24 protein-coding genes, 1 tRNA gene, 1 pseudogene, 1 riboswitch and 1 other annotated feature are annotated in these 23,995 nt (G+C 36.0%); of the genes and pseudogenes, 10 read left to right on the plus strand and 16 right to left on the minus strand.

Annotated elements, in window-relative coordinates:
- Positions 1–78 precede the first annotated feature (78 nt).
- From Bccel_RS21950 to ilvN, 3 genes are all read right to left on the minus strand, one after another.
- Positions 79–1,611 carry a 2-isopropylmalate synthase gene (locus tag Bccel_RS21950; RefSeq protein ID WP_036935818.1) on the minus strand — a complete coding sequence of 511 codons (1,533 nt, stop codon included), beginning with the start codon at positions 1,609–1,611 and terminating at the stop codon, positions 79–81.
- 204 nt (positions 1,612–1,815) lie between these two features.
- Positions 1,816–2,811 (minus strand): ketol-acid reductoisomerase, encoded by a 996-nt coding sequence (gene ilvC, locus Bccel_RS21955; protein WP_036935815.1) that lies wholly within the window; start codon positions 2,809–2,811, stop codon positions 1,816–1,818.
- Between the two features lie 6 nt (positions 2,812–2,817).
- Positions 2,818–3,327: an acetolactate synthase small subunit gene (gene ilvN / locus Bccel_RS21960; protein WP_036935813.1), complete on the minus strand. Its 510-nt coding sequence runs from the start codon at positions 3,325–3,327 to the stop codon at positions 2,818–2,820.
- A 159-nt stretch (positions 3,328–3,486) separates the two neighbouring features.
- Positions 3,487–3,732 (minus strand) — a binding site (T-box leader).
- Positions 3,733–4,384: 652 nt separating this feature from the next.
- Here ilvN and Bccel_RS21970 point away from each other — a divergent pair.
- The 3 genes from Bccel_RS21970 (at position 4,385) to Bccel_RS30760 (ending at position 8,713) form a co-directional block, all read left to right on the plus strand.
- A complete protein-coding gene (locus Bccel_RS21970) occupies positions 4,385–5,143 on the plus strand; it encodes an exodeoxyribonuclease III (RefSeq protein ID WP_036935808.1) in 759 nt (252 codons plus the stop codon).
- Positions 5,144–5,270: 127 nt separating this feature from the next.
- The gene (locus tag Bccel_RS21975) at positions 5,271–8,489 is read left to right on the plus strand and encodes a DEAD/DEAH box helicase (protein ID WP_036935806.1); all 3,219 of its coding nucleotides are present in this window, start codon (positions 5,271–5,273) and stop codon (positions 8,487–8,489) included.
- Between the two features lie 86 nt (positions 8,490–8,575).
- On the plus strand, positions 8,576–8,713 hold the full coding sequence (locus tag Bccel_RS30760) for a hypothetical protein (protein ID WP_162838936.1): 138 nt from the start codon (positions 8,576–8,578) through the stop codon (positions 8,711–8,713).
- 190 nt (positions 8,714–8,903) lie between these two features.
- On the opposite strand, the gene Bccel_RS21980 is transcribed toward Bccel_RS30760, so the two are convergent.
- On the minus strand, positions 8,904–9,881 hold the full coding sequence (locus Bccel_RS21980; RefSeq protein WP_036935803.1) for a hypothetical protein: 978 nt from the start codon (positions 9,879–9,881) through the stop codon (positions 8,904–8,906).
- 303 nt (positions 9,882–10,184) lie between these two features.
- Here Bccel_RS21980 and Bccel_RS30765 point away from each other — a divergent pair, with 303 nt between their 5' ends.
- Positions 10,185–10,325 (plus strand): hypothetical protein, encoded by a 141-nt coding sequence (locus Bccel_RS30765; protein ID WP_154673412.1) that lies wholly within the window; start codon positions 10,185–10,187, stop codon positions 10,323–10,325.
- A gap of 240 nt (positions 10,326–10,565) precedes the next feature.
- Here Bccel_RS30765 and Bccel_RS30435 read toward each other — a convergent pair whose 3' ends face one another.
- The 4 genes from Bccel_RS30435 to Bccel_RS21995 all read right to left on the minus strand — a co-directional run bounded on the left by Bccel_RS30435 (position 10,566) and on the right by Bccel_RS21995 (position 13,504).
- The gene (locus Bccel_RS30435) at positions 10,566–10,727 is read right to left on the minus strand and encodes a hypothetical protein (RefSeq protein ID WP_154673411.1); all 162 of its coding nucleotides are present in this window, start codon (positions 10,725–10,727) and stop codon (positions 10,566–10,568) included.
- Between the two features lie 157 nt (positions 10,728–10,884).
- Positions 10,885–11,991, minus strand: a complete 1,107-nt coding sequence (locus tag Bccel_RS21985) for a TMEM165/GDT1 family protein (RefSeq protein ID WP_050753727.1) — start codon at positions 11,989–11,991, stop codon at positions 10,885–10,887.
- Between the two features lie 45 nt (positions 11,992–12,036).
- The gene (locus Bccel_RS21990; RefSeq protein ID WP_036935801.1) at positions 12,037–12,927 is read right to left on the minus strand and encodes an EamA family transporter; all 891 of its coding nucleotides are present in this window, start codon (positions 12,925–12,927) and stop codon (positions 12,037–12,039) included.
- A gap of 58 nt (positions 12,928–12,985) precedes the next feature.
- Positions 12,986–13,504: a nitroreductase family protein gene (locus tag Bccel_RS21995; RefSeq protein ID WP_036935798.1), complete on the minus strand. Its 519-nt coding sequence runs from the start codon at positions 13,502–13,504 to the stop codon at positions 12,986–12,988.
- A 177-nt stretch (positions 13,505–13,681) separates the two neighbouring features.
- Here Bccel_RS21995 and Bccel_RS22000 point away from each other — a divergent pair.
- The 6 genes from Bccel_RS22000 (at position 13,682) to Bccel_RS22025 (ending at position 17,797) form a co-directional block, all read left to right on the plus strand.
- A tRNA-Ala gene (locus Bccel_RS22000) sits at positions 13,682–13,756 on the plus strand.
- Positions 13,757–14,020: 264 nt separating this feature from the next.
- Positions 14,021–14,572, plus strand: coding sequence for a MarR family winged helix-turn-helix transcriptional regulator (locus Bccel_RS22005; protein ID WP_036935796.1), 552 nt, complete (start codon positions 14,021–14,023; stop codon positions 14,570–14,572).
- A 17-nt stretch (positions 14,573–14,589) separates the two neighbouring features.
- Positions 14,590–15,867 (plus strand): acyl-CoA thioesterase/bile acid-CoA:amino acid N-acyltransferase family protein, encoded by a 1,278-nt coding sequence (locus Bccel_RS22010; protein WP_036935794.1) that lies wholly within the window; start codon positions 14,590–14,592, stop codon positions 15,865–15,867.
- Between the two features lie 15 nt (positions 15,868–15,882).
- Positions 15,883–16,557, plus strand: a complete 675-nt coding sequence (locus tag Bccel_RS22015; protein ID WP_036935792.1) for a DNA alkylation repair protein — start codon at positions 15,883–15,885, stop codon at positions 16,555–16,557.
- Positions 16,558–16,772: 215 nt separating this feature from the next.
- Positions 16,773–17,255, plus strand: coding sequence for a DUF6530 family protein (locus Bccel_RS22020; protein ID WP_036935790.1), 483 nt, complete (start codon positions 16,773–16,775; stop codon positions 17,253–17,255).
- 185 nt (positions 17,256–17,440) lie between these two features.
- Positions 17,441–17,797, plus strand: coding sequence for a GIY-YIG nuclease family protein (locus Bccel_RS22025; RefSeq protein WP_036935788.1), 357 nt, complete (start codon positions 17,441–17,443; stop codon positions 17,795–17,797).
- Positions 17,798–17,854: 57 nt separating this feature from the next.
- Here Bccel_RS22025 and Bccel_RS22030 read toward each other — a convergent pair whose 3' ends face one another.
- From Bccel_RS22030 to Bccel_RS22065, 8 genes and pseudogenes are all read right to left on the minus strand, one after another.
- Positions 17,855–18,421: a spore coat protein gene (locus Bccel_RS22030; protein ID WP_036935786.1), complete on the minus strand. Its 567-nt coding sequence runs from the start codon at positions 18,419–18,421 to the stop codon at positions 17,855–17,857.
- Positions 18,422–18,491: 70 nt separating this feature from the next.
- Positions 18,492–18,898: pseudogene (locus Bccel_RS22035) on the minus strand (DUF3842 family protein).
- A 24-nt stretch (positions 18,899–18,922) separates the two neighbouring features.
- A complete protein-coding gene (locus Bccel_RS22040; RefSeq protein ID WP_050753728.1) occupies positions 18,923–19,354 on the minus strand; it encodes a Fur family transcriptional regulator in 432 nt (143 codons plus the stop codon).
- Positions 19,355–19,419: 65 nt separating this feature from the next.
- On the minus strand, positions 19,420–20,259 hold the full coding sequence (locus Bccel_RS22045) for a metal ABC transporter permease (protein ID WP_036935782.1): 840 nt from the start codon (positions 20,257–20,259) through the stop codon (positions 19,420–19,422).
- 3 nt (positions 20,260–20,262) lie between these two features.
- Positions 20,263–21,072, minus strand: a complete 810-nt coding sequence (locus tag Bccel_RS22050) for a metal ABC transporter ATP-binding protein (RefSeq protein ID WP_050754069.1) — start codon at positions 21,070–21,072, stop codon at positions 20,263–20,265.
- 11 nt (positions 21,073–21,083) lie between these two features.
- Positions 21,084–21,995: a metal ABC transporter substrate-binding protein gene (locus Bccel_RS22055; protein ID WP_036935780.1), complete on the minus strand. Its 912-nt coding sequence runs from the start codon at positions 21,993–21,995 to the stop codon at positions 21,084–21,086.
- A gap of 184 nt (positions 21,996–22,179) precedes the next feature.
- Positions 22,180–23,115, minus strand: coding sequence for a magnesium transporter CorA family protein (locus Bccel_RS22060; protein WP_036935778.1), 936 nt, complete (start codon positions 23,113–23,115; stop codon positions 22,180–22,182).
- Between the two features lie 256 nt (positions 23,116–23,371).
- Positions 23,372–23,497, minus strand: a riboswitch (M-box (ykoK) riboswitch).
- An 83-nt stretch (positions 23,498–23,580) separates the two neighbouring features.
- Positions 23,581–23,985 carry an arsenate reductase ArsC gene (locus Bccel_RS22065; RefSeq protein ID WP_036935775.1) on the minus strand — a complete coding sequence of 135 codons (405 nt, stop codon included), beginning with the start codon at positions 23,983–23,985 and terminating at the stop codon, positions 23,581–23,583.
- Between the last annotated feature and the right edge of the window lie 10 nt (positions 23,986–23,995).

Below are 23,995 nucleotides of genomic sequence, written 5' to 3' on the forward strand. Positions count from 1 at the left end.
TACGCCATAATTTCCCACACATTCAAAAATCAACGGATGGCTATATGTAGATATCCATCCGTTAGCTATTATACTTGATTATTGATTAATAATACTGTCCCCAAGCTCACTGATCACTCTATTGACTGCATTAAGATATGCTTTTATACTTGCTTCAACAATGTCAGTACTTACACCCCTGCCAATAAAGAACCTATCATTCTTTAATACCTTTACAGTAACTTCTCCAAGGGCATCTTTTCCTTCAGTAACAGCCTTCAAGGAATACTCCTCCAATTCCATACTGAATCCTATAAGCCTATCCATTGCATTAAACGCTGCATCTACAGGACCATCACCTGTAGCTGCTTCAGTTATTATATTACCATTTCTTTTAAGGCTTATGACAGAGTTGGCTATAACCTTATTTCCACTGCTGATCTGGAAGCTTTCCAATTCAAATACTTCCGGAATATCCGATACTTTATCCTTAACCAGAGCTTCTATATCTCTGTCAGTAACTTCCTTCTTCTTATCTGCAAGGCTCTTAAACTGCTCAAAAGCCTTTTGGACTTCGTCAGGACCTAAATTATAACCCAGCTCCTTAAGCCTTTCTTCAAATGCGTGACGCCCTGAAAGCTTACCTAGCACCATACGGTTTTGAGTGAGCCCGATTGATTCAGGTGTCATAATCTCATATGTGCTTTTTTCCGATAATACCCCATGCTGGTGTATTCCTGATTCATGGGCAAATGCATTGGCTCCTACAATCGCCTTATTTGGCTGCACATTTATACCTGTCATACTGCTGACCAGCTTACTTGTTCTATAAATCTGAATAGTATCAATTCTGTGTTCGAAGCTATTATAATAGTCCTTCCTGGTATTAATTCCCATTATAATCTCTTCCATCGATGCATTGCCGGCCCTCTCCCCTAGCCCGTTAACAGTACATTCGAGCTGAGTAGCACCATTTACCATAGCCGCAAGAGAATTGGCAACCGCAAGGCCTAAATCATTATGACAGTGAACGCTTATATCAACCTTATCTATATTAGAAACATTATTTTTTATACCTTTAATCAAATTCCCAAACTCTTCAGGAGTGGAATATCCTACTGTATCTGGAATATTTACTACAGTTGCACCGGCATTTATTACACCTTCAATAATCCTGTAAAGGAAATCCACTCTGGTTCTGCTTGCATCTTCTGCAGAAAATTCTATATCCTTACAGTATTTTTTTGCGTATTTAACCATTTCTACAGCTCTTGCAAAAACTTCTTCTTCCGTCATTTTAAGCTTATATTTCATGTGTATGTCAGAGGTTGCAAGAAACGTGTGAATTCTAGGATTAGCAGCATATTGAACCGCCTCCCATGCCCTGTCTATGTCTTTTTCTACAGCACGGCAAAGGCTGGCAACAGTTGAATTCTTAATGCTTTGGGCAACGGCTTTTACAGCCTCAAAATCACCTGGTGATGCAATTGCAAAGCCTGCTTCAATTACATCTACGCCCAACTTCTCCAATTGTTTAGCTATCTCCAATTTCTCATGTATATTTAAATTAACACCTGGGGTCTGTTCTCCATCTCTCAAAGTGGTATCAAATATTTTTATGCGGGTAGCCATACTGCCCCCTCCTTTCAATCAATCTCATATTCATAAATATCTTATTAAATAATTAAATGTAAAAGAATAGTTATTTATAATTGTTAAAACCGGTTAATCTTTGCATTTGTCTGTCGCAAATCCCATTAAAGCACTCGTTATTTGCTCCGCCAAATGCTAGATTAACGTCGATTTTAACTATATACTAGCTTGTTATCTCTTTTATTATTTCTTTAGCCAGCTCATCATTTTTCTAAGTTCTGCTCCAACTTTTTCTAATTGGTGTTCTGATTCATTCCTTCTTATTGCAAGTAATTCAGCTCTTCCACCTGCTTTATTCTCTGCAATCCACTTGGAAGCAAATGTTCCGTTCTGGATTTCAGTAAGTACCTTTTTCATTTCTTTTCTAGTTTCATCAGTAATGATTCTCTTACCTATCATGTAATCTCCATATTCAGCTGTATCACTGATGGAGTATCTCATGAATGAAAAACCTCCTTGATTGATAAGGTCTACAATCAGCTTCATTTCGTGGATACACTCGAAGTATGCTATTTCAGGCTGATATCCCGCTGCTACCAAAGTTTCGAAACCAGCTTTCATAAGCTCGGTAACACCGCCGCAAAGAACTGCCTGTTCGCCAAATAAATCAGTTTCTGTTTCTTCTCTGAATGTAGTTTCCAATATACCTGCCCTGCCTGCACCTATACCTGATGCATATGCAAGTGCATAATCCTTTGCCTTACCTGATGCATCCTGATGAACAGCTATTATTGAAGGAACGCCTCTTCCATCCTGGTACTGGTATCTTACAGTGTGCCCTGGTCCCTTTGGAGCAACCATAATAACATCCACAAAACTAGGTGGTACTATCTGGTTGAAAATGATGTTGAAACCGTGTGCAAACATCAAAACATCGCCTTCTTTAAGGTTTGCTTTAATGCTTTCTTCATAAACTGTTGACTGAATCTGGTCAGGAACAAGTATCATAATTACATCAGCAGCTTTTGCAGCTTCAGCAGTATTCATTACCTTTAAACCGTCATCTATAACCTGCTGTCTTCTCTGTGATCCTTCTGCCAAACCTACAACTACATTTACACCACTATCCTGTAAGTTCTGTGCATGTGCATGCCCCTGACTTCCGTAACCTATTATTGCTACAGTCTTTCCTTTCAATAAACCTAAGTTGCAATCACTATCATAATACATTTTTGCCATAGATTATCACTCCTCATTATAATTTACTTTTATATATTTGTTACCTCTTTCAATAGCTATAGTACCAGTTCTGACAATCTCTACGATACCATACTGCTTAAGCATATCCTCGAGAGCACTCACCTTATCCGAACTTCCTGATGCTTCTATTGTAAGAGTAGTTTTTGAAACATCGACTATCTTTGCCCTAAATATCTCAACAATCTGAATAATCTCAGCTCGTGTTTGGGTTGTTGCAGTAACCTTAATGAGTGCAAGCTCTCTGCTGACAGAATCAGACTTTTCCAATCGCTTTATTTTAAGCACATCAATAAGCTTATTAAGTTGCTTTGTCACCTGATCAACTGTATAATCGTCCCCATCAACAACTATAGTTATTCTTGAAATCTCAGGATCTTCAGTAACCCCTACTGCTAAACTGTCTATATTAAAACCCCTTCTACTGAACAATCCAGATACTCTTGAAAGCACACCTGCATGATTTTGAACCAGTACGGACAATAAGTGTTTTGCCATATTTACTCACTCCTTTCAGCACTTAACCATGATCAAAAAATAACTTCAGCTATAAGTTCCACCATGTGTTGACTTAACTCGTCAACACCCGCGTAGAAAGCGGAAGTAATTTTTCAATCATACCTTAGGACAATAAAAAACCTTTCACCCCTGCAGTCATGCAGGGACGAAAGGTCTAAACTCTTACGTGGTACCACCCTAATTCGATATGCCGCAACATTAAGACATATCCTTAGTGAGTATTATCAAATACTCTGACTATAACGTGGTCAACGTTGCATCTTACTTAAGATTTCAGTAGCAATACTCTGGACCGAGCTATACATACACCTCATGTATCGGTTCACACCAACCACCGACTCTCTTTTACAATCAAATGTATCTTGTATCCTTCATCGCAATTAATTGATTTAAGATTTTGTAGTATATCATATCAGATAAAATTGGCAATGTCAATAACTTATTGAAAATTCTGAAAACCCAAGTGATTTTTTCAACCTTCATCAATACCAAAAATATTTATCATGGGATTTCGGTCTATGCCCTTATGAAAGTTTTGCTCTTTTAATACATTGAAGTGTCCACAGTTTTCACAGAGATAATTTAACCCCTCCTTCTTTGAAATCTTTGACATTGGTAATTCAATTACCACAGATTCGCAATTGTAACACTTTAATTTCAAATTTACATTCATGGAAGCACCTCGATCATTATGGAAATATAGCATTCGATTTTATTTTTACTAATATATTTTATAAATATTCAGTTATTTTGTTACCTAAGGAATGGTTAAAATATTACTTCGGATTTTGTGAGTCTTAAGGAGTTAAGTCAACACATAAACGAAACTTACAATGAAAACTAAAACGAAAGTTATATTTTAGTTATTCCTATATTTTTTACAACTTTAATGTTTTCATGAGAAAAAAAAGACCCTTGTCTCCAAGGGGTTATAGGGGAGTAATTTTTTTGCTATAATATTTATCGGTTGGAATAAAGTTTAGTTAATAGTTTTTTGTAAAATTCTGATTAATAATTGTATTGAGGTGTATATATTATGATTAAAATGGTTTCATGGAATGTTAACGGTTTAAGAGCCTGCATGAATAAGGGATTCATGGTTTTTTTCAAACATGTCGATGCCGATATCTTTTGCATACAGGAAAGCAAACTTCAGGAAGGTCAACTGGACCTAATAACGGATGGTTATTACCAGTACTGGAATTATGCAGTTAAAAAGGGGTACTCAGGTACTGCAATATTTACAAAAAAGAAACCTATTTCCCAGGAAAACGGCATAGGGATTGATGAACATGACACTGAAGGAAGAACTATAACACTGGAGTTTGATAATTATTACCTGGTCAACGTTTATACCCCAAATGCAAAGAGGGCTTTGGAAAGACTCTCTTACAGAATGGTATGGGAAGATGCCTTCAGAAGCTATCTTAAAAAGCTGGATTCTCTAAAGCCTGTTATCGTATGCGGTGATATGAATGTGGCACATAAGGAAATCGACCTAAAAAACCCGGCTTCAAACCACAAAAGTGCAGGCTTTACCGATGAAGAACGCAATAAATTCAGCCAGCTTCTGGATTCAGGCTTTATTGACACATTCAGATATCTTTATCCAAATGAAAAAGATGCTTATACCTGGTGGTCATATATGTTCAATGCAAGGGCCAAGAATGTTGGCTGGCGTATTGATTACTTCTGCATATCCGAAAGAATTAAGGAAATGCTATTAGGTGCTGTAATACATAAGGACATAGAAGGTTCAGACCATTGCCCCGTTGAAATAACCCTGAACTTATAAGCACTTGTACAATTACACGTTTCTTATTGTATTACTATTAATGTATGGGGTAAAATAATATGATAAGATTTTATTTTGAGTTTAATTTTATAATTATCAAAAATTTTAAGTAAAAAAGGTGAAGTACTTGATTAATATAAATGATAATAATATTAAAAATATGGCAGCTCACGAAATGGCTTATGCACTTGGCTGCAGCATTGCAGATAACGTTAGGAATCTTGAGTATATAAAACATGATGATTGCATATCAGCAATTATTGAAGATGATTTTAATTATTATGCTATTGTAAAGATGAATAAGGATGGCAAAGTCCAATCATTTGCATGTCAATGCAGTGAGTTCTACAACTATGACGGTGCCTGCAGGCATATAGTTGCACTTCTAAAAAAGGCACAAGAAAAATATAGTGGTGACAGTTTTAAAAATAACAAGGATGTATTTATTCCCTTTACTTTCAATAAAGCTTCTTCCAAGCATATAAAAGCACAATTATGGCTTGAGCATGAGTTTACATCAATGGGTTATGACAAGGTAGCCCTGGAGCTTAAGTTAAAAGCCGGCGAAACAAAACCCTATGTAGTAAAAAATATAAAATCGTTTCTTGAAGCTTTAGAAGAAAACAGATTTTATCATTTTACAAAAAAATATGAAATAGACTTCAGGAATACTTTTTTTGATGGCACTGACAAAAAAGTATTGGATTTACTCACAGATATTCTAAGAAAAGAAAAGGTAATGGATGATTACTTAAGCTATCGTTCGTACTACCGTGAGAACAACAGTATATTTTTTGGAAATACCGTAAAGTTATTTGAAGATAATTTAAAAGCCTACCTTGAGATAGTAAAAAACAGTGAAAAGCCTTTAATTTACTCCGGTTCTTTCAATCAAAACCTTAAAATAGAAGACGATCTTGAGGTTAAGATCAAAGTTGAAGAAAAAAATGGCGATCTTTTAATGAATGCCAATTATGATGATAACATAAAGATTATGGCCCTTACGCAGAATTTTGAATATGCATTTGATCCATATAAACTAGTTGTTTATAGGATTCCTGAAGAAAAAAAACAATTATTGGATAAAATACACTCTACTCGCACTGAGAAGAAAAATCCTACATACAGAATACGCAAAGAAGACAGGGTTCATTTTTTAAAAGAGTTTATACCTTCCGTGAAAGAATCCTGCCATGTTGAAATAGACCCTGAGTTGGCACAAAAAGTTATAGAACAGGAGCTTCAATGTAAAATATACTTTGATATTACAGGGAAAGGTATATCAGCCAAAGTACGTTTCACATACGGGGATAAAACACTAAAACCTGGCATTTCTGAAAATACATCTGAATTAATACTTAGGGACCATGAAAAGGAAAAGAAAATTATAAGCCTTTTAAATTCCTGCGGCATGTATCAAAAGGGTGATCTGTTTTACAGCGAAACCGAGGATGATATTGCCGAGTTGATATCAGGAAAAATCGATATGCTTAAGGAAGCTGCCGAGTTATTTTATTCCGATGCATTTAAGGCCTTAAAGATAAAAAATGTAAACAGCGTACAAATGGGCATAAGGCTTAACACCAATTCAAACCTTTTGGAATTTGATTTTAATGTAGATGATTTTGGGGATGATGAAATATTAAATCTTTTGGACTCAGTAAGGGAAAAGAAGAAATATTACAGACTTAAGGACGGATCAATTCTCAAGCTGGATAACAAGCAGCTTATAGATTTATCCATGCTTTTCTCTGACCTTGATATAAACGAGAAAAAAATAAAGGGTTCAAAGATAAATCTCCCTTCAAACAAGGCATTGTTCCTTGATAATTATTTAGACGAAAAGGAATTTAAGCTGGTATCTAAAAATGCAGATTATGAAAAACTGGTAAGTGAAATATTAAATCCAAAGGACCTTAATATAAAGCTAACCTCGGATCTTGAAGGAGTATTAAGGGATTACCAGAAATTTGGATATAAGTGGCTTAAAACCCTTTCTCATTATGGTTTCGGCGGCATTTTGGCCGATGATATGGGCCTTGGAAAGACATTACAAGTACTCAGTTTTATAAAAAGCGAAAAGGCCGAAGATACTACACCCTGCCTTGTCGTTGCACCAACATCATTGGTTTTCAATTGGAAGGCTGAGGTCGAGAAATTTGTACCCGATTTATCTGCTGCTGTCATATCCGGTACAAAAACCGAAAGAGAAAGCCTTATAAAAGAAATTCAAAATTATGATTTGGCTATAACATCATATGGATCTTTGAAAAGAGATATAGAGCAATACGAAAATATTAATTTCAGTTATGTTTTTGTTGACGAGGCTCAGCACATTAAAAATCCAGCCACATTAAATGCAGGTTCCGTTAAGAGCCTTAGGGCAAAAGGATGCTTCGCCTTGACCGGCACTCCCATAGAAAACACACTGACTGAGCTGTGGTCTGTATTTGATTTTATAATGCCTGGGTATCTTATGAGTCATCATAAGTTTATTAAAAAATTTGAGTCACCCATTGTGAAAAATGATGATAAGGAAGCCTTAAAAAGGCTGTCCCAATTTATAAAGCCCTTTGTATTAAGGAGGCTTAAAAAGGATGTTCTAAAAGAACTTCCTGATAAAATAGAGAGCAAAACCATAGCAGAAATGACTGTTGACCAGAAAAAGCTTTATGCCGCCTATCTAAAAAAAGCACAGGGCGAAGTGGCATCAGAAATTAAAACCAACGGAATTGAAAAGAGCAAAATTAAGATACTAGCAATTTTGACCAGATTAAGACAGCTATGCTGCCATCCTGCCACATTTATTGATAATTATAAGGGTGGAAGCGGTAAGTTGGATACTCTTATGGAACTGGTGGAAAACTCCATCGAATCCGGCCATAGAATGCTTATTTTTTCACAATTTACATCCATGCTTCAAATTATAGGGGCAGAATTAAACAAACTGAAAATACCCTATTTTTACCTTGATGGAAGCACCAAGGCTGAAGACAGGCTAAAAATGGTAAACTCTTATAATTCATTGGAAAAACCGGTATTCCTGATATCGTTAAAAGCTGGTGGTACAGGTCTAAATCTTACCGCCGCAGATATTGTAATACATTTTGATCCATGGTGGAATCCTTCTGTAGAAGACCAGGCCACCGACAGAGCATATAGAATCGGGCAAACAAAAGTGGTACAAGTATTTAAGATCGTGGCAAAGGGCACTATTGAAGAAAGAATCCTTGAACTGCAGGAAAAGAAAAAGGATCTTATCAATAATGTTATCCATGCTGGTGAAAACCTTGTAACACAGCTTAGTGAAACCGAGATACGAAATCTCTTTCAAATGAATATATAATAATACATGCACTAAAATCCGGATATTGAATATTTTATATTAGGCTTAAATACTATTAATATTCATATTAGGATGGAGTGTTATAAATGAGCGAAAAAAGAGGTTTAGGCGGTTTGTTTGACAATTCAGAAATTTTATTCTTTATTATCCTGTTCTTATTGCTCTTCTGGGCTGTACAGGACCTGCATGCGATAATACAGTTTGCTAATTTCAGTGAATTCTAAACTTACATTGGCAGCTTTATTACGTATGATTTAAACCCTTGATATGTAAACAAAATCGCTTGCGATTTTGTTTACATTGGTGGTTGTCTTAAGAAATTGCAGTGTGGAATACACCATAATTTCTTAAGACATGAACATAAACAATAAACCCCCGCTTATCTTTTAACGGGGGTTTATTGTTTTTTATGTCTTAAGAAATTTGTCCTAACTTTTGCCTTATATTATGTTCCAATGCATCAAAGTCCCCTTTTACTTCTTTTGACAGTTTTAGCAGCCTGGCTTTTTTTATGATATACAAAGCATCTTTATTCAGTCCTGCATTCTCTAGTGCGACCGCAAGATGGTACCAATTGTATGGCTTTTCGGGGTTTCTCTTAAGCTTTTGTGCATAAAGAGGCAACACTCCACCCAATAAAATATCCTTATGCTTTTTTGGATTCTCAAGTCTACTACCATCCCACCTTTTCACCTCAAGATCATAGCTTCCTCTATCGTTCCTGTTCCAAAATACCAGATGATTATGGGACTCCCCTTTTGGTTTGTCAGGCATATTTAAAAGACTAAATTTATTGTATCTATGTGAAAACAACTTATTGGCATTATAGTTATCCAATGTATAGCACGACAATTCCTTATTGTCATCCTTATCCACATAACCTAAAAGCAGTTGCTTCCCTTTTCCGGCTACATTTGCAAGTGTCCTGTAATTCAACGACTTACATTCGGGGTTCTTAATTTCAGCAGCAATATTCCACAAATCATTTTGCTTTTTAATAACAATAGTAGTAATCTCATTGTTAAGAACGTAGCTGGTTATAAGCTCATTATCCCTATCTCCGTCAATATCCCAAAGCTCATATGCCTTTGATTTTCCCCGGTATGTAGGAGTTAACAGTATGGCTTCCTGGGGTATGGTATTTTTGATCACTGCCATATAGTCTTCATGAGTATTGCGGGCTTTAGCCTTAATTTTTGATGCAATAGCTTGTGAGATTGTATTGATTATACTAGGGACTGGAGTTTTACCAACTGCTAATGGCTTATAAAACTTTTTGTTTTTCACTGATTCATCAAGATTACATTTTAGAAAACAATTCCTCTTATTGCTGTATACCTGAACCGTTTTGCATGCAAGTGCAATCCCTGCAAGTTTTATTGGTATTATCATAAAGAGCACCTCTTATTTTATAACCTATTGGTATTATATATAATTGTGGGCAAAAAGTTCCTTTGTAATGTTTTTTAATTAAAATTGTTTTGAAAAATGCATTAACAAATGATCAAAAAATAGCTTACGCTATAAATTTGGCTTACATGTTGACCCAACCCGTCAACACCCGTGTAGAAAGCAGAAGTAATTTTTCATTCATACCTTTATAAGAATCAGTAATTAATAACACTTATAATATGGAACCTTTATAATAAGCTTTTCATACTATGGAATGTAATAGTATTGCAAGGAGTGAATTCAATGGAAAATGAAAGAGGATGCGGTTTTTTAGGCTTTGGTAATGACTTTATTTGGATCATTATAATCCTTATACTCGTTATATGCTTCTGCCCTGGAATTTTTGGGGGATTCGGGGGATATAACAACAACTGCAAATGTTAATTTGTAAATTACATAAGTAATACCTTAGAAATATCATCGTTTTCTATGTTATTTCTTAGCCATTACTAATTTGCCAAACATTAATAAAGCTATAGAGAAGCTCCAAACTCTCTATAGCTTTATTATATAATTCGTGTAACTCGGAGCTTTGTCGCCTAACAGCAATATGCTTTATTTTACGGCACAGCCATCTCAAATGATACGCAGAAATTGGGGTGCATTGTTCCTGTCATAATACCCTTATAAGAGTCTGTTTTTCCATTCTTTAAGAGTGCTTTGATTTGGTGTCGGAAGAGTTGTATCCATGTCAATGGCACTTGCATCAACAGGACAAAGTACCTCTGCAATAAGCACAGTTAATAAAAGCAACACACTGGTACTTTTTACAGAATTGTTTTTCATCCACATCACTCCCCATAATAAATCTTGCATTGGTCATTATTTAGGGCATTCCAAAAAATACATTATTCTAGTTTTTTTGTATAATATCATTAATTCAACTTTTTGAAATGCCTCATTGACCCGTTAATTATTTGTTAATACCTTACCAACAGTGCCATTAATTGATTCCTGCAATCAATTTCTCAGTAATATCTTTATCCACCGCTTCCAAATCCCTTACATATTGCTGCCAGTTACACATATTCTCAATATTTTGACCAAACAGTATTATCTCGAGGTTCTTCCTGATCTTGTGTAAGTTTCTGTAATTTATGTTGCCAGGATCATCCTTTAAAAGCACTAGAGTACTCCTTAAAGTTTCAAGTACCAGCTCCCTATCATAGTCCTTACCAAAATATTCGCCACCATCATCAAGCTCAACCGACTCTATACCTTCCATGCCGTTATCAATCAATAGTTTGGTATAGCCTATAACGCAACTCTGCCCCTGACATTTTCTGCATTTGTTTTCTCCCAGACATATATCCTCAACTTTTTCCCTTGCCTGGTGATAGTAATTGTAAAGCTCCCTTGATGTTTTTACTAACAAAGACTCCTTGCCCTCTCTTCTTCTTGCAAGGGAAGATTTCAACAGCAGAAAAACCGTTAATGATACCACAGCAGCAAGAATCAAAATATACTTCATTTCAAGATATTCTTTGGGCATAGTGTTATAAAGCTTGGTTATACCAAACAGCATAAATACTGAAGCTGCAATAATTTTTATGACAAATTCCGGTATCTTGTCCCCAAGTTTCTTACCCACAATGATACCCAGACCTCCTGTTACCACCATTCCAGTAACAGTTCCTACCAGTATAATAAGTGGATACATGGCATCAGTTGCCAGAGTAATAGCCGCAAGCTGGGTCTTGTCTCCCAGCTCCCCTATGAAAAAAGCTGTCGCAACAGTTATAACAGGCCCGAACTTGGATTTATTGCTCTCATCCTCGTCTTCATCTGATTCCGGCTTAATTGTCCACAGAGCAAAGACAACAAAAGCAAAGCCTGCAATAATTTGAACTGTATTTAGCGGTATCAATCTGGAAACTGAGCTTCCCAAAAGAACTGCCAACCCATGATTTAGCAAGCATCCTATAAATATCCCCGCTAATACCTTTTTGGCTGGGTATTTGGTTGCAAAAGCCATAGCAAGAATTTGTGTCTTATCCCCCATTTCAGCTATAAAAACAAGCAAAAACGCTTTTATTAGTTCCTGAATCATTTATTGCCTCCGAAAAATCATTACGAATTCTTTTCTTTATTACCCTTAGACATTCCTTTTTCCATACTTAATATAATGAAGCAGCACTACCGAACCAAGGGTTATTATCATGCATAGAACCATTGCAGGATTAATTTTTTCGTCTAAAATTACCACTCCCAATAAAACAGCGACAACAGGATTTACATAAGCTGATGTTATAGCCTTTGAAGCAGGCCATTTGCTAAGAACATACATATTACATGAATACCCTGCCACTGATCCGAAAATTACAAGGTAGGCCAATGCTAAAACTACATCTGTGCTTATGCTTACTTTTTGAACCTCGCCAAGTAAAACTCCCATTATAGTCAATCCCGCCCCTGCTGTCAGCATTTGTATTCCAATATGGGTTGCGATGTTTCCTGTATACTTTACCCTATTAGAATAAATAGACCCTAAAGACCATAAAAATGCTGCAGTTAACACCATCAAGCCGCCTTTAATGTCAATCGAACCTACTCCTGAACCTGAGACAACAAGCATGGCCGTACCCGTAAAGCCCATTATGAGGCAAATCCATCCCGTAAAGCCTATCTTAGTATCACGTAATACAATTACTTCAATTAAAGCAACAAACAAAGGTGTTACTGATAAAAGCAGAGATGTTATCCCCGAGTGAACCCACTGTTCTGCCCACATGACAAGGCCATTGCTTCCCATCAGCATCAAAACACCGGGAATTGCTGATTTAACCACATCTTTACCAGTACTGGGAAACGCCTTTTTAGTTACTACAGCATATGCCATTACTATAGTTCCTGCAAGCAAAAACCTCATTCCGGCAAACAACTCCGGCGGAAAGCTCCCTACTGCAATCCTCATTGCCAGATACGTAGATCCCCAAACAATGCATACTGTTATATATGCCAAAATTACTCCCTTTTCATTTTTCAAACCTTACCTCCTGCTAAGCCCATTTGATACCGTTGTAAAGATTTCTATTAAGGCATGACTAAAAAGAATTATTATGAATTTTTTTATATGGCAAATCATTTAAATCATATGCCTTCTTTTCTTCAGCCGGATATCCTATTGCTATTATGCACTCTACACTATACTTAGCCGGTATATTCAAAATTTCTTTAATATAACTTTCAGCCGTAACATTATCGGAATGATTTCTGTCTCTGACTTGGATCCAGCATGACCCCAAATGAAGGGATTGAGCAGACAGCTGAATAATTATAGATGCAATTGACGCATCCTCTATCCATATATCACAAGCCTCTGAGTCCGCAATAACAACTATCCCCAAAGGTGCTCCTTCTAAAAAGGCTGAGCTGTGATCCCTGCACTGGGAAAGTTTTCTTAAAAGCACCTTGTCCGTAACAACAATAAACTCCCAAGGCCTTCTTGATCTGGATGAAGGGGAAAGAAGTGCACTTTTTAATATGGTATCTACCTTTTCCTTCTCAATCTCTTTATCTTGAAATTTTCTTATACTTCTTCTAGATTTCAACAGTTCAAACATATATGTTCCTCCCAAACTATAGGTATACCCCTTTAGTAAAACAATTATGTTATTTTACCATTTTATTGTGATTTTGTCACCAAACATATGGAGTTTATCATACATCTTAAGCTTAATTAAATACTTTTACCAATTGCAAAACTTCCAGAAACAGTTTATAATAGTATTGATAATTATGGGGGTATAACTCAGTGGGAGAGTGCAACACTGGCAGTGTTGAAGTCGAGGGTTCAAGTCCCTCTATCTCCACCAAACGAAGACTCGTCGTAAAGCCGTCGAGTTTTTTGTTTTTCCAATTTTGGGCTATTTTCTTTATATTGCAATTGTAAATTATCCATCCTGTTTAATTCCAAACATTATACTATTTTATAATCATTTACTATTGTAACTTATTCACCGGAAAATAACTGCAATTATTTCGTCGATTAATAATTTTAGTAAACATGTTGACTAATAATACGCTCTTTACTATAATGGATTTAGACAATATATTGTCTTTTTGAAAGGAGAATTTATATGAAATACTTAAAGGAAATTAAAGAATATTCTTTGATGCAGCAGATATATGCAATACTATTTTCCCTTGCTAACAAACTTCAGATACAAGGCGATAACCAATTTAAGAATTTAACCTCAAGGCAGTTTATGGCAATATTAGCAGTACTACATCTTCCTGAAGATGAAACAACACTAAATAACATTGCCAGAAAGCTAGGTACTTCTAAGCAAAATACAAATGTTCTAATAACTAATATAGAAAAGAAAGGTTATATCATAACAATGCCAAGTGTCCGTGATAAACGTGCGATTAATGTCAAGGTCACAGAAAAAGGCAAGCAAATCATACTTGAATGTGGCAAAAAGGGAATTGAGTTTTTTGCCAAAGTTTTCCGCGATTTCACCGAAGCAGAATTAGAATTATTATGGAATTTATTAAAAAAGCTGCATGGTTATGATGGCGAAGAACATGATGGTTTCGAAGAAGATATTGATTATAAACTTGAAATAAAAGAGGATGAACAAATCAAAGCAATAGAAGAATTCGCTAAACTAAGAAATAAAATTTAAGATAGAGGTTTTATTATATGAAATTACATGTAGGACCAGTAGTCGGACTTTGCAACGATAAAATAATTATTAATATTTCAGGATTACCCCCTTTGGGGAAAGTAAAAATTAGTGCTTCTTTGTGTTTACCATGGGCAAAGAAAACTAAATTTGAATCTTATGCTTGGTTTACCGCTGATTCAGAAGGCAATGTAGATTTATCAAAACAAAAGCCTGATTCTGGGACATATGATTTTATCGATTCTATGGGACTCATTGTATCCATGAAGATGGTAACTGGAAAAATTAAAGATATTGTAGAAAATATATCCCCGGATAATAGTCTTTTCATTGAAATTGTAGCTGAATGCGAAAAATACAGTGTTCGCAAAAAAGTAGAACGACTATTTAAAAATCATGATGTTAAAACTGAAAAAGTAGCAGACGGGTTTGTTGGAGAACTATTTTATACCGAAAACTCTAGTAATAAGACAATAGTAGTACTAGGTGGCTCCGATGGTAATACGGCTGCTCTTTCGCTCATTTCTGCCCAGCTTGCTTCACATGGGTTTAATGCATTATCTGTGGCATATTTCAATTCTAAAGAATTACCTAAAAAGCTTGCAGAAATTCCACTTGATTATTTTGATAGAGTTTTTCAATGGCTTAACAAAAATCCTATAACAAGCGGTAATGATGTTTATGTTCATGGAACCTCAAAGGGCGGTGAGCTTGCACTTTTACTTGCTTCAAGGAATCCAATTATAAAAAAAGTAGTTGCATTTGCCCCACATGCATATTGCTTTCAAGGGCTTAATTATAAGAATGTTTCGTCATGGACATATGGTGGAAAGCCTTTACCTTTCATACGTTTGAAGTATAAAATTTTATTCCTGAATATGTTGGATTGTCTTATAAAAAACACGCCTTTTGGATACGCTTATACATATAAAACAGGTGTAGATACTGCGACAAATAAAGAAGCCGCTCGTATAAAAATAGAAAATGCGAACGCCAATATATTATTATTTGCAGGTGAGAATGATAACATATGGAATGCGTACGACGGATGTGTTGAAATAATGGATACTCTGTCAAAACACAATTACAAATACAATTACAACTTTTTTGCATATAAAGATAGCGGACACCCGTTTCCTTCACCTTACATCATACCATTAAGTGTAACACTCAGTATGAAATTAGCTCCAAGACTTGTTTTCGTTACTGGTGGAACAATAGAAGGAAATGCAAAAGCACAAGTAGATTCATGGAGTAAAACCATTGAGTTTTTTAAAAATTGTTTACCTTTGTAAAGGAGAGTGATAAAAATGACAAAAACCGAGATACTCGCAACACTTTGCGATTTAGGTAACGAAAAACGAAAACAGATGTATATAAAGAACGGTGCAAGTGAAAACACTTACGGCGTTTTACTGGGGGAACTGCGGAAACTGGCAAAGAAATTAGGTACAAATCATGAGTTGGCATTAGAGCTTTGGGAAAGTGGAAATACAGATACACAATGGCTTGCATGTATGATGCTGGATGCAAACAAACTTACGATAGATCAAGTACGAAGTATGGTTTCTCAATTAACCTATTCCGATATTATTGATAAATTCGTTGGTGAAATTGTATGCAATCACAAGGATGCAGATGTTCTTGCTGAAGAATGGTCAGCTTCGGACAAGGATAACTTAGGACGGGCAGGCTGGAAACTGATTGTTCATAAAGTATCCGGCGGTAAATTGACGAATAATGTGTTAGAGGATCTCCTTACAAAGATCGAAGCCGAATTGCAAACTGCTCCCCCAGCTAAACAATGGGCGATGAATCATGCTTTGTGTGAAATCGGGATAAGCTATCCCCAATTTACAGAGCGTTGCATAACACTTGGTGAAACTCTAGGTGTGTATAGGAACTTGAAAGTTCCGAAGGGCTGTACATCCGCCTACGCACCAAACTGGATTGCGGCAGGTATAAAGAAAAGAAAAAATGATTAATAAAATTATGAAGAACTTTCTAATAACAAAGGCTTGTCAGTAATGGCAAGTTTTTTGTTTTGCTTTTTTAGATATACCAAATGACCATTTAATTATTGGTTGATCCCTTATTGACATAGTCTATTGGAAGTATTATAATTTATTTAGTAGTTTACTAGTTTACTAGTTTACTAACTTACTAATTACTTAATAAAAAATTGTTAGGAGATAGATTTATGAAAATACCAACTTCTTTAAAACACAAACCAGTTATTGTTTGCGAAAATTATGAAAATGTAGATGGAAGATATGCTTATAACACAGACGCTAAAGGCCTTTCACTAGGATTAGCTCAATGGAATGATCGTGGTAAAGTAGATATTTCTGCTAAAGTGTGGAGGTACACTGGAGAAAAGTGGTCAAGGCAATCTGAGGAATTACCGCTTCACCGTGTGATAGACTTGGCAATTCTTATATGCAGGACAAAACTATATTTTCAAGAAGAATCTTATAAGCATGAAAAGTTATACGATACTGAAAAACCTAATGTTGACAGAATCGGAATGCAGGGTGATGCTATGACAGTTGCTGTGTGTACCGATAATGATAAGATTGATGAAGATATTAAGCTATTCAACCAGGCTCTTAGTAATGACAGCGAGCTTGTGGGTGAGCGTTTGCACACGTTGTCAAGAATATTAAAAGCTATGGGTTATTAGAAAAGTTCTTCCTTGGCCTATATATGTTACGAAAAAGAATTTACATTTGCAAATTCAGTTGAATCGTCTGCATTTGCAATATAAAAATGAATTTTTCGTAACATATGAATCAAGGAAAGTGTTTTGCAATAATTAAAAATATAAAATGATTTTTACAAAACATATAGAATCAGAAAGGAGAAAAAATGGATAAGAAAAACCGTAAAGAACTGCTTGAAAGATTTAAACAAATTAAGACTTATATGGGCGTAATTAAAATAACCAACACTTCCAACGGAAAAATATTCCTAGACTCTTATCCTAACCTAAAAAATAAATGGTTAAATATTCAGAGTCAATTGGATATAGGTAGGTTTCCTAATTTACAATTACAAAAGGAATGGAGCGAACTTGGGGCAGAGGCCTTTGCCTATGAAGTGCTGGAAGAAAAGGAAGCAGATGAAGTTACTGATGTGAAATGGGAGCTTAAGAAAATGAAAAAGCTGTGGTTGGAAAAATTAAAACCATTTGGAGATAAAGGATATAACAAGCCTATAGAGTGACCTCAAAGCATAAATAAAGACTCACCGTAAAAGGCGAGTCTTTCCTAAATATTTTGCCTATTGTATGACTGCACTTGACTCAGGAACAGCTTTGTATATACTTGCTATAGTGCCTAAAGTTTCGGCAGGAGCAGCTTCTAATGGATAATATCCTTTTGATACCATCCACTGCCAAACATCATAAGCATGGTGCGAGCTCATTTTAAATGCATCCTCAAGGAATGTACGAATCTCCGGGTTGCTGGCTTCCATAGCCGCCCATGCATATTCACGTCCAGCTCTTTTTAATGTTAATAGATAGGCTGTAGCAATTTCCCGGTCGTCCAGTTGCTGTACATCGGTTCTTGGGGTAATGGATTTTGCATTGGTTTTGGATTGAGTAAAATTGTCAATAATTTTAGTCATTTCCGGCACTGGAAGTCCTGTTTTAGCTCCGCTCGTCCTGCTCAGGTACTCAACTTTTGTATTATAGTCCTTGATATGATATGGAAAATGCTTTTCTATGAGGGACTTAAGCTGTGGGTCTTTTACCTGATTTAAAAAAAGTGCCATATTTGTAATTGAATTAACACAGCTTAAAGTAAGCTCGTGTAAGTCATGTGCTTCGTGTGCAGCAAGTTGCATGTTATTTACCTCCTAATTATTTTTCCTATTTATATTTTGTAAGACAAGAACCCTTTATTCAAAAAATATCTTAATTAAAACCTTTTAATATTTCAATTGCATCATCAATTTGCTGAAGTAAAGGTTCATTCCGAACGCAAGCAATCTGTATATTGCATTTGTTCATGGGAATAAGTATCTTTCTTGCCCGCTTTCTGCTATAGCCTTTGCCATATTAGGCGTAAGTTCGCCCAGCATTGAATTTGCGGCTATAATCCCTATTGGACCTATTATAACATCAACTTTTGAAGAGCAAAAAACAATAGAATTCTCTCCAGATGCACACTCATCTGCACCTGCCTTGAGCATGAGAGATGCCGCTAAAGCATTTGTACCCAATGCAAGAATTTCTATATGATTCTCAAATACAATCCTAAGCTTTTCTACAATGGCCTTTCCCATGCCGCCGCCCTGTCCGTCAATTACTGCAACTCTCATATTTATTCCTCCAACCGCTTAAGTTTACATATCGCAATTTTTACATTTATCACATAGCCCAAACATTTCAAGCTTGTGGCCTTTGATTGTAAAACCCAACCTTTCCTCCAACTCCCTTTCATATTCCTCAAGGGGACATCCATCTACGGAAAGCATCTTTCTGCATTTAATACATAAAAGGTGATGCTTGTGCTCCATGCTGTTAATTTCATAAAGTCCTTTATTCTCATCAGTTACACTGGTCTTAACCACTAAATTTTTTCCAATTAAAGTGTCCAGAACTCGATAAACAGTCGAAAGACTTATGGATACGCCCTGTTCCTTAAGCTTTAAATAGATTGTCTCTGCAGTCACAGGCTGTCCGCTCTCTTCAATAACCTCAAGAATTGAATTTCTATGTTTGGTATTCCTTAAATTTTCTTTTTTTAATAAATCCCTGTAATCCTTAATATCCAAAGCTCATACACCCTTCCTAAAGATACCTCACTGTAAAGATATGTATCAGTCCGTTAGTCATTACTTTAATCAAACCTTTTCCTGTAAATAAATGTCGCAAAGAATATCATTGCAGAAATCAATACAATAGTAGCACCAGAAGCTGTCTCAATATAGTAAGACGCAATTAATCCAGAAATTCCGGATAGTACGGAAATTACGATTGCCCATACATGGTATTGCCTCTGATTCTTCGCTATGTTTCTTGCAGCTGCTGCAGGTAAAACCAAAAATGAGTTTATTACCAAAAGCCCGATCCAGGACATTGATACCGTAACCACAACTGCAATAACCATGCTGAATATAAGCTCATTCCAAAAAGTATGTATTCCCCTGCTTCCTGCAAGAGATGGATTTACGCTTACAACCATGAGCTTATTGAATATTACAATCCATAATATAGCAATAAAAGCAAGAACTATCCAAAGTAATAATATTTCACTTGGAAGAATGCTTAATATGTCACCGACAAGATATGTCATTGCCTTTCCAAAACTTTTACCACCGGAGGTCTGTATGAAAATACCCAAAGCAATTGCTGTTGAAGAAAAAACCCCTATTACTGTATCACTTGCCATTCTGCTCCTGTGTTTTATAACTGCAATTCCTATTGAAAATAAAATAGAAAAAATAACTGCAGACCAAAGAGGCTGAACCAGGCCCATCATACCCCCAATGGCTACACCGGTAAATGCTCCATGCCCTAATGCATCAGAGAAAAATGCCATCCTGTTATTTACAACCATTGTTCCTAAAATACCAAACACAGGTGAAATGAGGATAACTGCCAGTAGGGCATTTTTCATAAATGCATGTCCAGTCCATTCTAATGGAAGTATTTCTATAATACTATACCAAATATCCATCAATTACTCCCCCCTTACCTGTGTATCAACGTTTTTCCATTTTAATGAAAACACATCATTGAAGTTCTCACTTTGGAAAACATCTTGCGGCTTCCCGTTTTCCAGGATTGTTTTTTTAAGGAGAACAACCCTGTCCGCATATTGATACACCAGATCAAGGTCATGGGAAATGAGTATTATGGACAGGTCATAATTCTTTCTAAGCTGTGAAACCGTTTCATAAAATATTGCCAGTCCATTATGGTCAATCCCTGAAACCGGCTCATCCAATAATAGCAAATCAGGAATAGGGTCAAGAGCAAGAGCCAGCAATACCCTTTGGAGCTCTCCGCCTGATAGTGCACCCAACCTTCTATTTATGAGATGATCAGCCTTTACCTTTGACAAACTTTCCTCTACATGCTTTATAATTCTCTTGGGAGTATACAGCCACACTGGAAATTTAAACCGGCATGCCATGAACAAATCCAGCACGCTGGTGGGTGAGCCGGCATCAAAATTTAAGTACTGTGGCACATATCCAATAAGAGGTTTCCCGTTACGTCTGCCTTTTGCATCAATGTACCTAAGCTCACCCGTAGCCTTCAAATCACCAAGCATAGCCTTTAGCAGTGTGCTTTTCCCTGCACCGTTAGGTCCTATTATAGCAGTTAATTCTCCGCAATGTATATGAAGGTTCACGTCTTTTAATATCTCAGTTTTTCCAATAGTTACACCAAAATCCTTTAGCCTGGTGCAGCAAAATCCGCAACAGGCATCTTTACAGCCTTTATCTTTTTGATGTGAACTTTTTTCTACATCCTTATGGAACATGTTTTCATCATTCATATTTTTAAAGCCTCTACCAGTGATTTAAGATTTTGCTCCATCTTTTTAATATACCCGTCAATATCACCATCCTGAGAACCAGTGACAATTGGGTCAAGGGTATAGACCTTTGCTCCTGTCTGACTTGCTATTGATTCTGCAGCCTTCTTAGAATACTGCGGCTCGGCAAACAAAGCTTTTACTTTAGCTTTTTTAATTTTCTCAATAGTGTCCGCTATTTCTCCGGCACTTGGTTCAGAACCTGGCTCACGCTCTATGACGGAAACAATATTAAGGTTAAACTCCTTTGCAAAGTACGGAAAAGACTCGTGGAAGGTTACGATATCTCTGTTTTTAATACTATCAAGCTCCTTATGCATTTTGTCCCTCAAAGCCTCTAGCTTTTTTATATAATCCTCGCCGTTTTTATTATACTTATCTGAATTATCCGGATTTACCAAGGCCAATTGCTCACTCATATTTTTGACCTGCTTAATAGCATCTGTTATGCTCACCCATACATGGGGGTTTTCCTCACCATCAGACGAATTCTTGATAAGCTCTATTCCCTTTGAAGCTTCAATGACCTTCAGGCTTGGCATCTGCCCTACTGCCTTGTCGATGAATGTTTCCATCCCCGCACCATTTACTACAAAGACATCAGCACTTTCAAGAGTCTTTAAATCTGAAGGAGACAATTGGTAATCATGAAGGCACCCTGTCTGGGGCTCAGTCATATTTACAACCCTTACACCTGGAATATCTTTTGCCACATTTATTGCAGATACGTACATTGGATAGAATGATGTAACTATTGTAAACTGCTTTGGATTATTAGTGCTGGCAGTCTCCGGAGACTTGCCGCATGAAGAAAACATAAAAATTCCGATAACAATAGCTATTAACAACCTTATATAATACTTATTCATAAATCACTTCTCCTAATGAAAATAATAATGATTTGCATTTGCATTTATATTATACACCTATTTTTTAGTTTCTATAACATTTTTTTATTTTTATTTTATAAAAGTCGCCAAGAATAATAAAAAACCTACATAGATTTTTATTCATGCAGGTTTTCTATACAATATATAAATAGAACATATAAATCTAAAACATTTTCTTTCTATATAGGAATATTCCAGTTATCGAACACATCGCAAATGCTACACCTGCAATTATCCAGAAAGAAAATTTTCCTGTTGCTGAAAGCGGCAGATTTACATTCATTCCAAAAAAGCTGGATATCATTGTAGGAATAGCCATAACAATGGTAACAGATGTCAAGAATTTCATGACTATATTTAAATTGTTCGAAATAATGGAAGCAAAAGCATCCATTGTCCCTGTTAATATGTTACTATATATGTTAGCCATTTCTATAGCCTGTTTGTTTTCAATTATTACATCCTCAAGAAGTTCAGTGTCTTCCGGATAGTTCTTAATATGTTCATATTTCATAAGCTTTTCAAGAACAACTTCGTTGGATTTAAGTGCTGTAGAGAAGTAAACAAGACTCTTTTCCAGCTTTAACATCTGAATGAGTTCCTTGTTCTTCATGGATTTGTGCAAATCCTGTTCTATTCTTGTAGTTGTCTTGTCAATATGTTTTAGGAACTGCAGATAACGTGTAGCGTTTTTATAGAGTATCTGCAAAACAAATCTTGTCTTGTACTGTGTGAAAAAAGTCTTGACCTTGTTGCTCATGAAATCTTTAAGCAGTGTATCCTCCTTCAAGCAAACAGTAATAATGATATGCTTGATAAGTATTATAGCAAGAGGGATGGTAGTGTAAACATTCATTTTGCCCTCTTTTTCAACAACAGGTATGTCAACAAGTATAAGTGTTTGTCCATTATCGCTTTCTATTCTGGCACGTTCTTCTTCGTCAAGTGCTGCTTTTAAAAAGTCTATTTCAACATTTAATGCACTTCTAACTTTTTCAATTTCTTCCTCACTGGGATTAACAAGATTTACCCATACACCTTCATCAAACGTAGTTGTATGAACTATCTCGTTATTAACTGATTTGAAGATTTCAACCATAAAATCACCCTCTTTTTTTAATAATCAAATAAAACCTGAGGGTTTATATGCCTGGATTAAGCCGTAATACTAGTTAACGGCATGGCAAATAAACCTTTAAACACTGGAAAATAGCTTATGTAATTACTACTATCAGGGTCATAGTCCATACCGTTCACCTCCATAAATTCAGCTTATAATTTTGTTAAGGCATGAATGAAAAATTACCTGGACATTAAAAAAACCGCCAACAAAGAGTGACGGAAAAACGCCTTTATTGCTCCTTCACTCGTTGAGCTTTAGCACTATACAACTTTGGAAAAATGCTCCAGCTACGTTAAGTAAAACCTTATTTCGGCAGTAGCGTATATTTGTATAGGAACCTCACCTAACGAATATTCTATTCGCATTCTTAATTATATACCTATATGCGACATAATTCAATATGTTATGCAGCTAAATATTACAGGTAAAACACCAATTTTTTCATACATAACTTCCATTACGTACCTTTTCCATTAGCTCAATAGTCTTTGACTTTATTATGTCCCTTATCTTTCTAAACTCATCAATAGGCTTACCTACCGGATCTTCAAGGCCCCAGTCCTCTTCATACTTGTTAGGGACAAATGGACACACAACCCCGCACCCCATCTTAATCAATATATCTATCTCAAATGGAATATCCTCAAGGGTCTTTGGATAATGACTGCTTAAATCAACTCCTGCCTCTTTCATCACTTCAACAGCATGTTCATTTACCCTATCCGTCGGGTGTGTACCTGCACTATACACTTCCAGCACATCACTTCCCAAATGCCTTGCCCATCCTTCAGCCATCTGGCTCCTGCATGAATTACCTGTACATACAAATGCAATTTTTAGTTTCATAAATAACACC

The sequence above is a fragment of the Pseudobacteroides cellulosolvens ATCC 35603 = DSM 2933 genome (assembly GCF_001262605.1).
GTDB classification, from domain to species: domain Bacteria; phylum Bacillota; class Clostridia; order Acetivibrionales; family DSM-2933; genus Pseudobacteroides; species Pseudobacteroides cellulosolvens.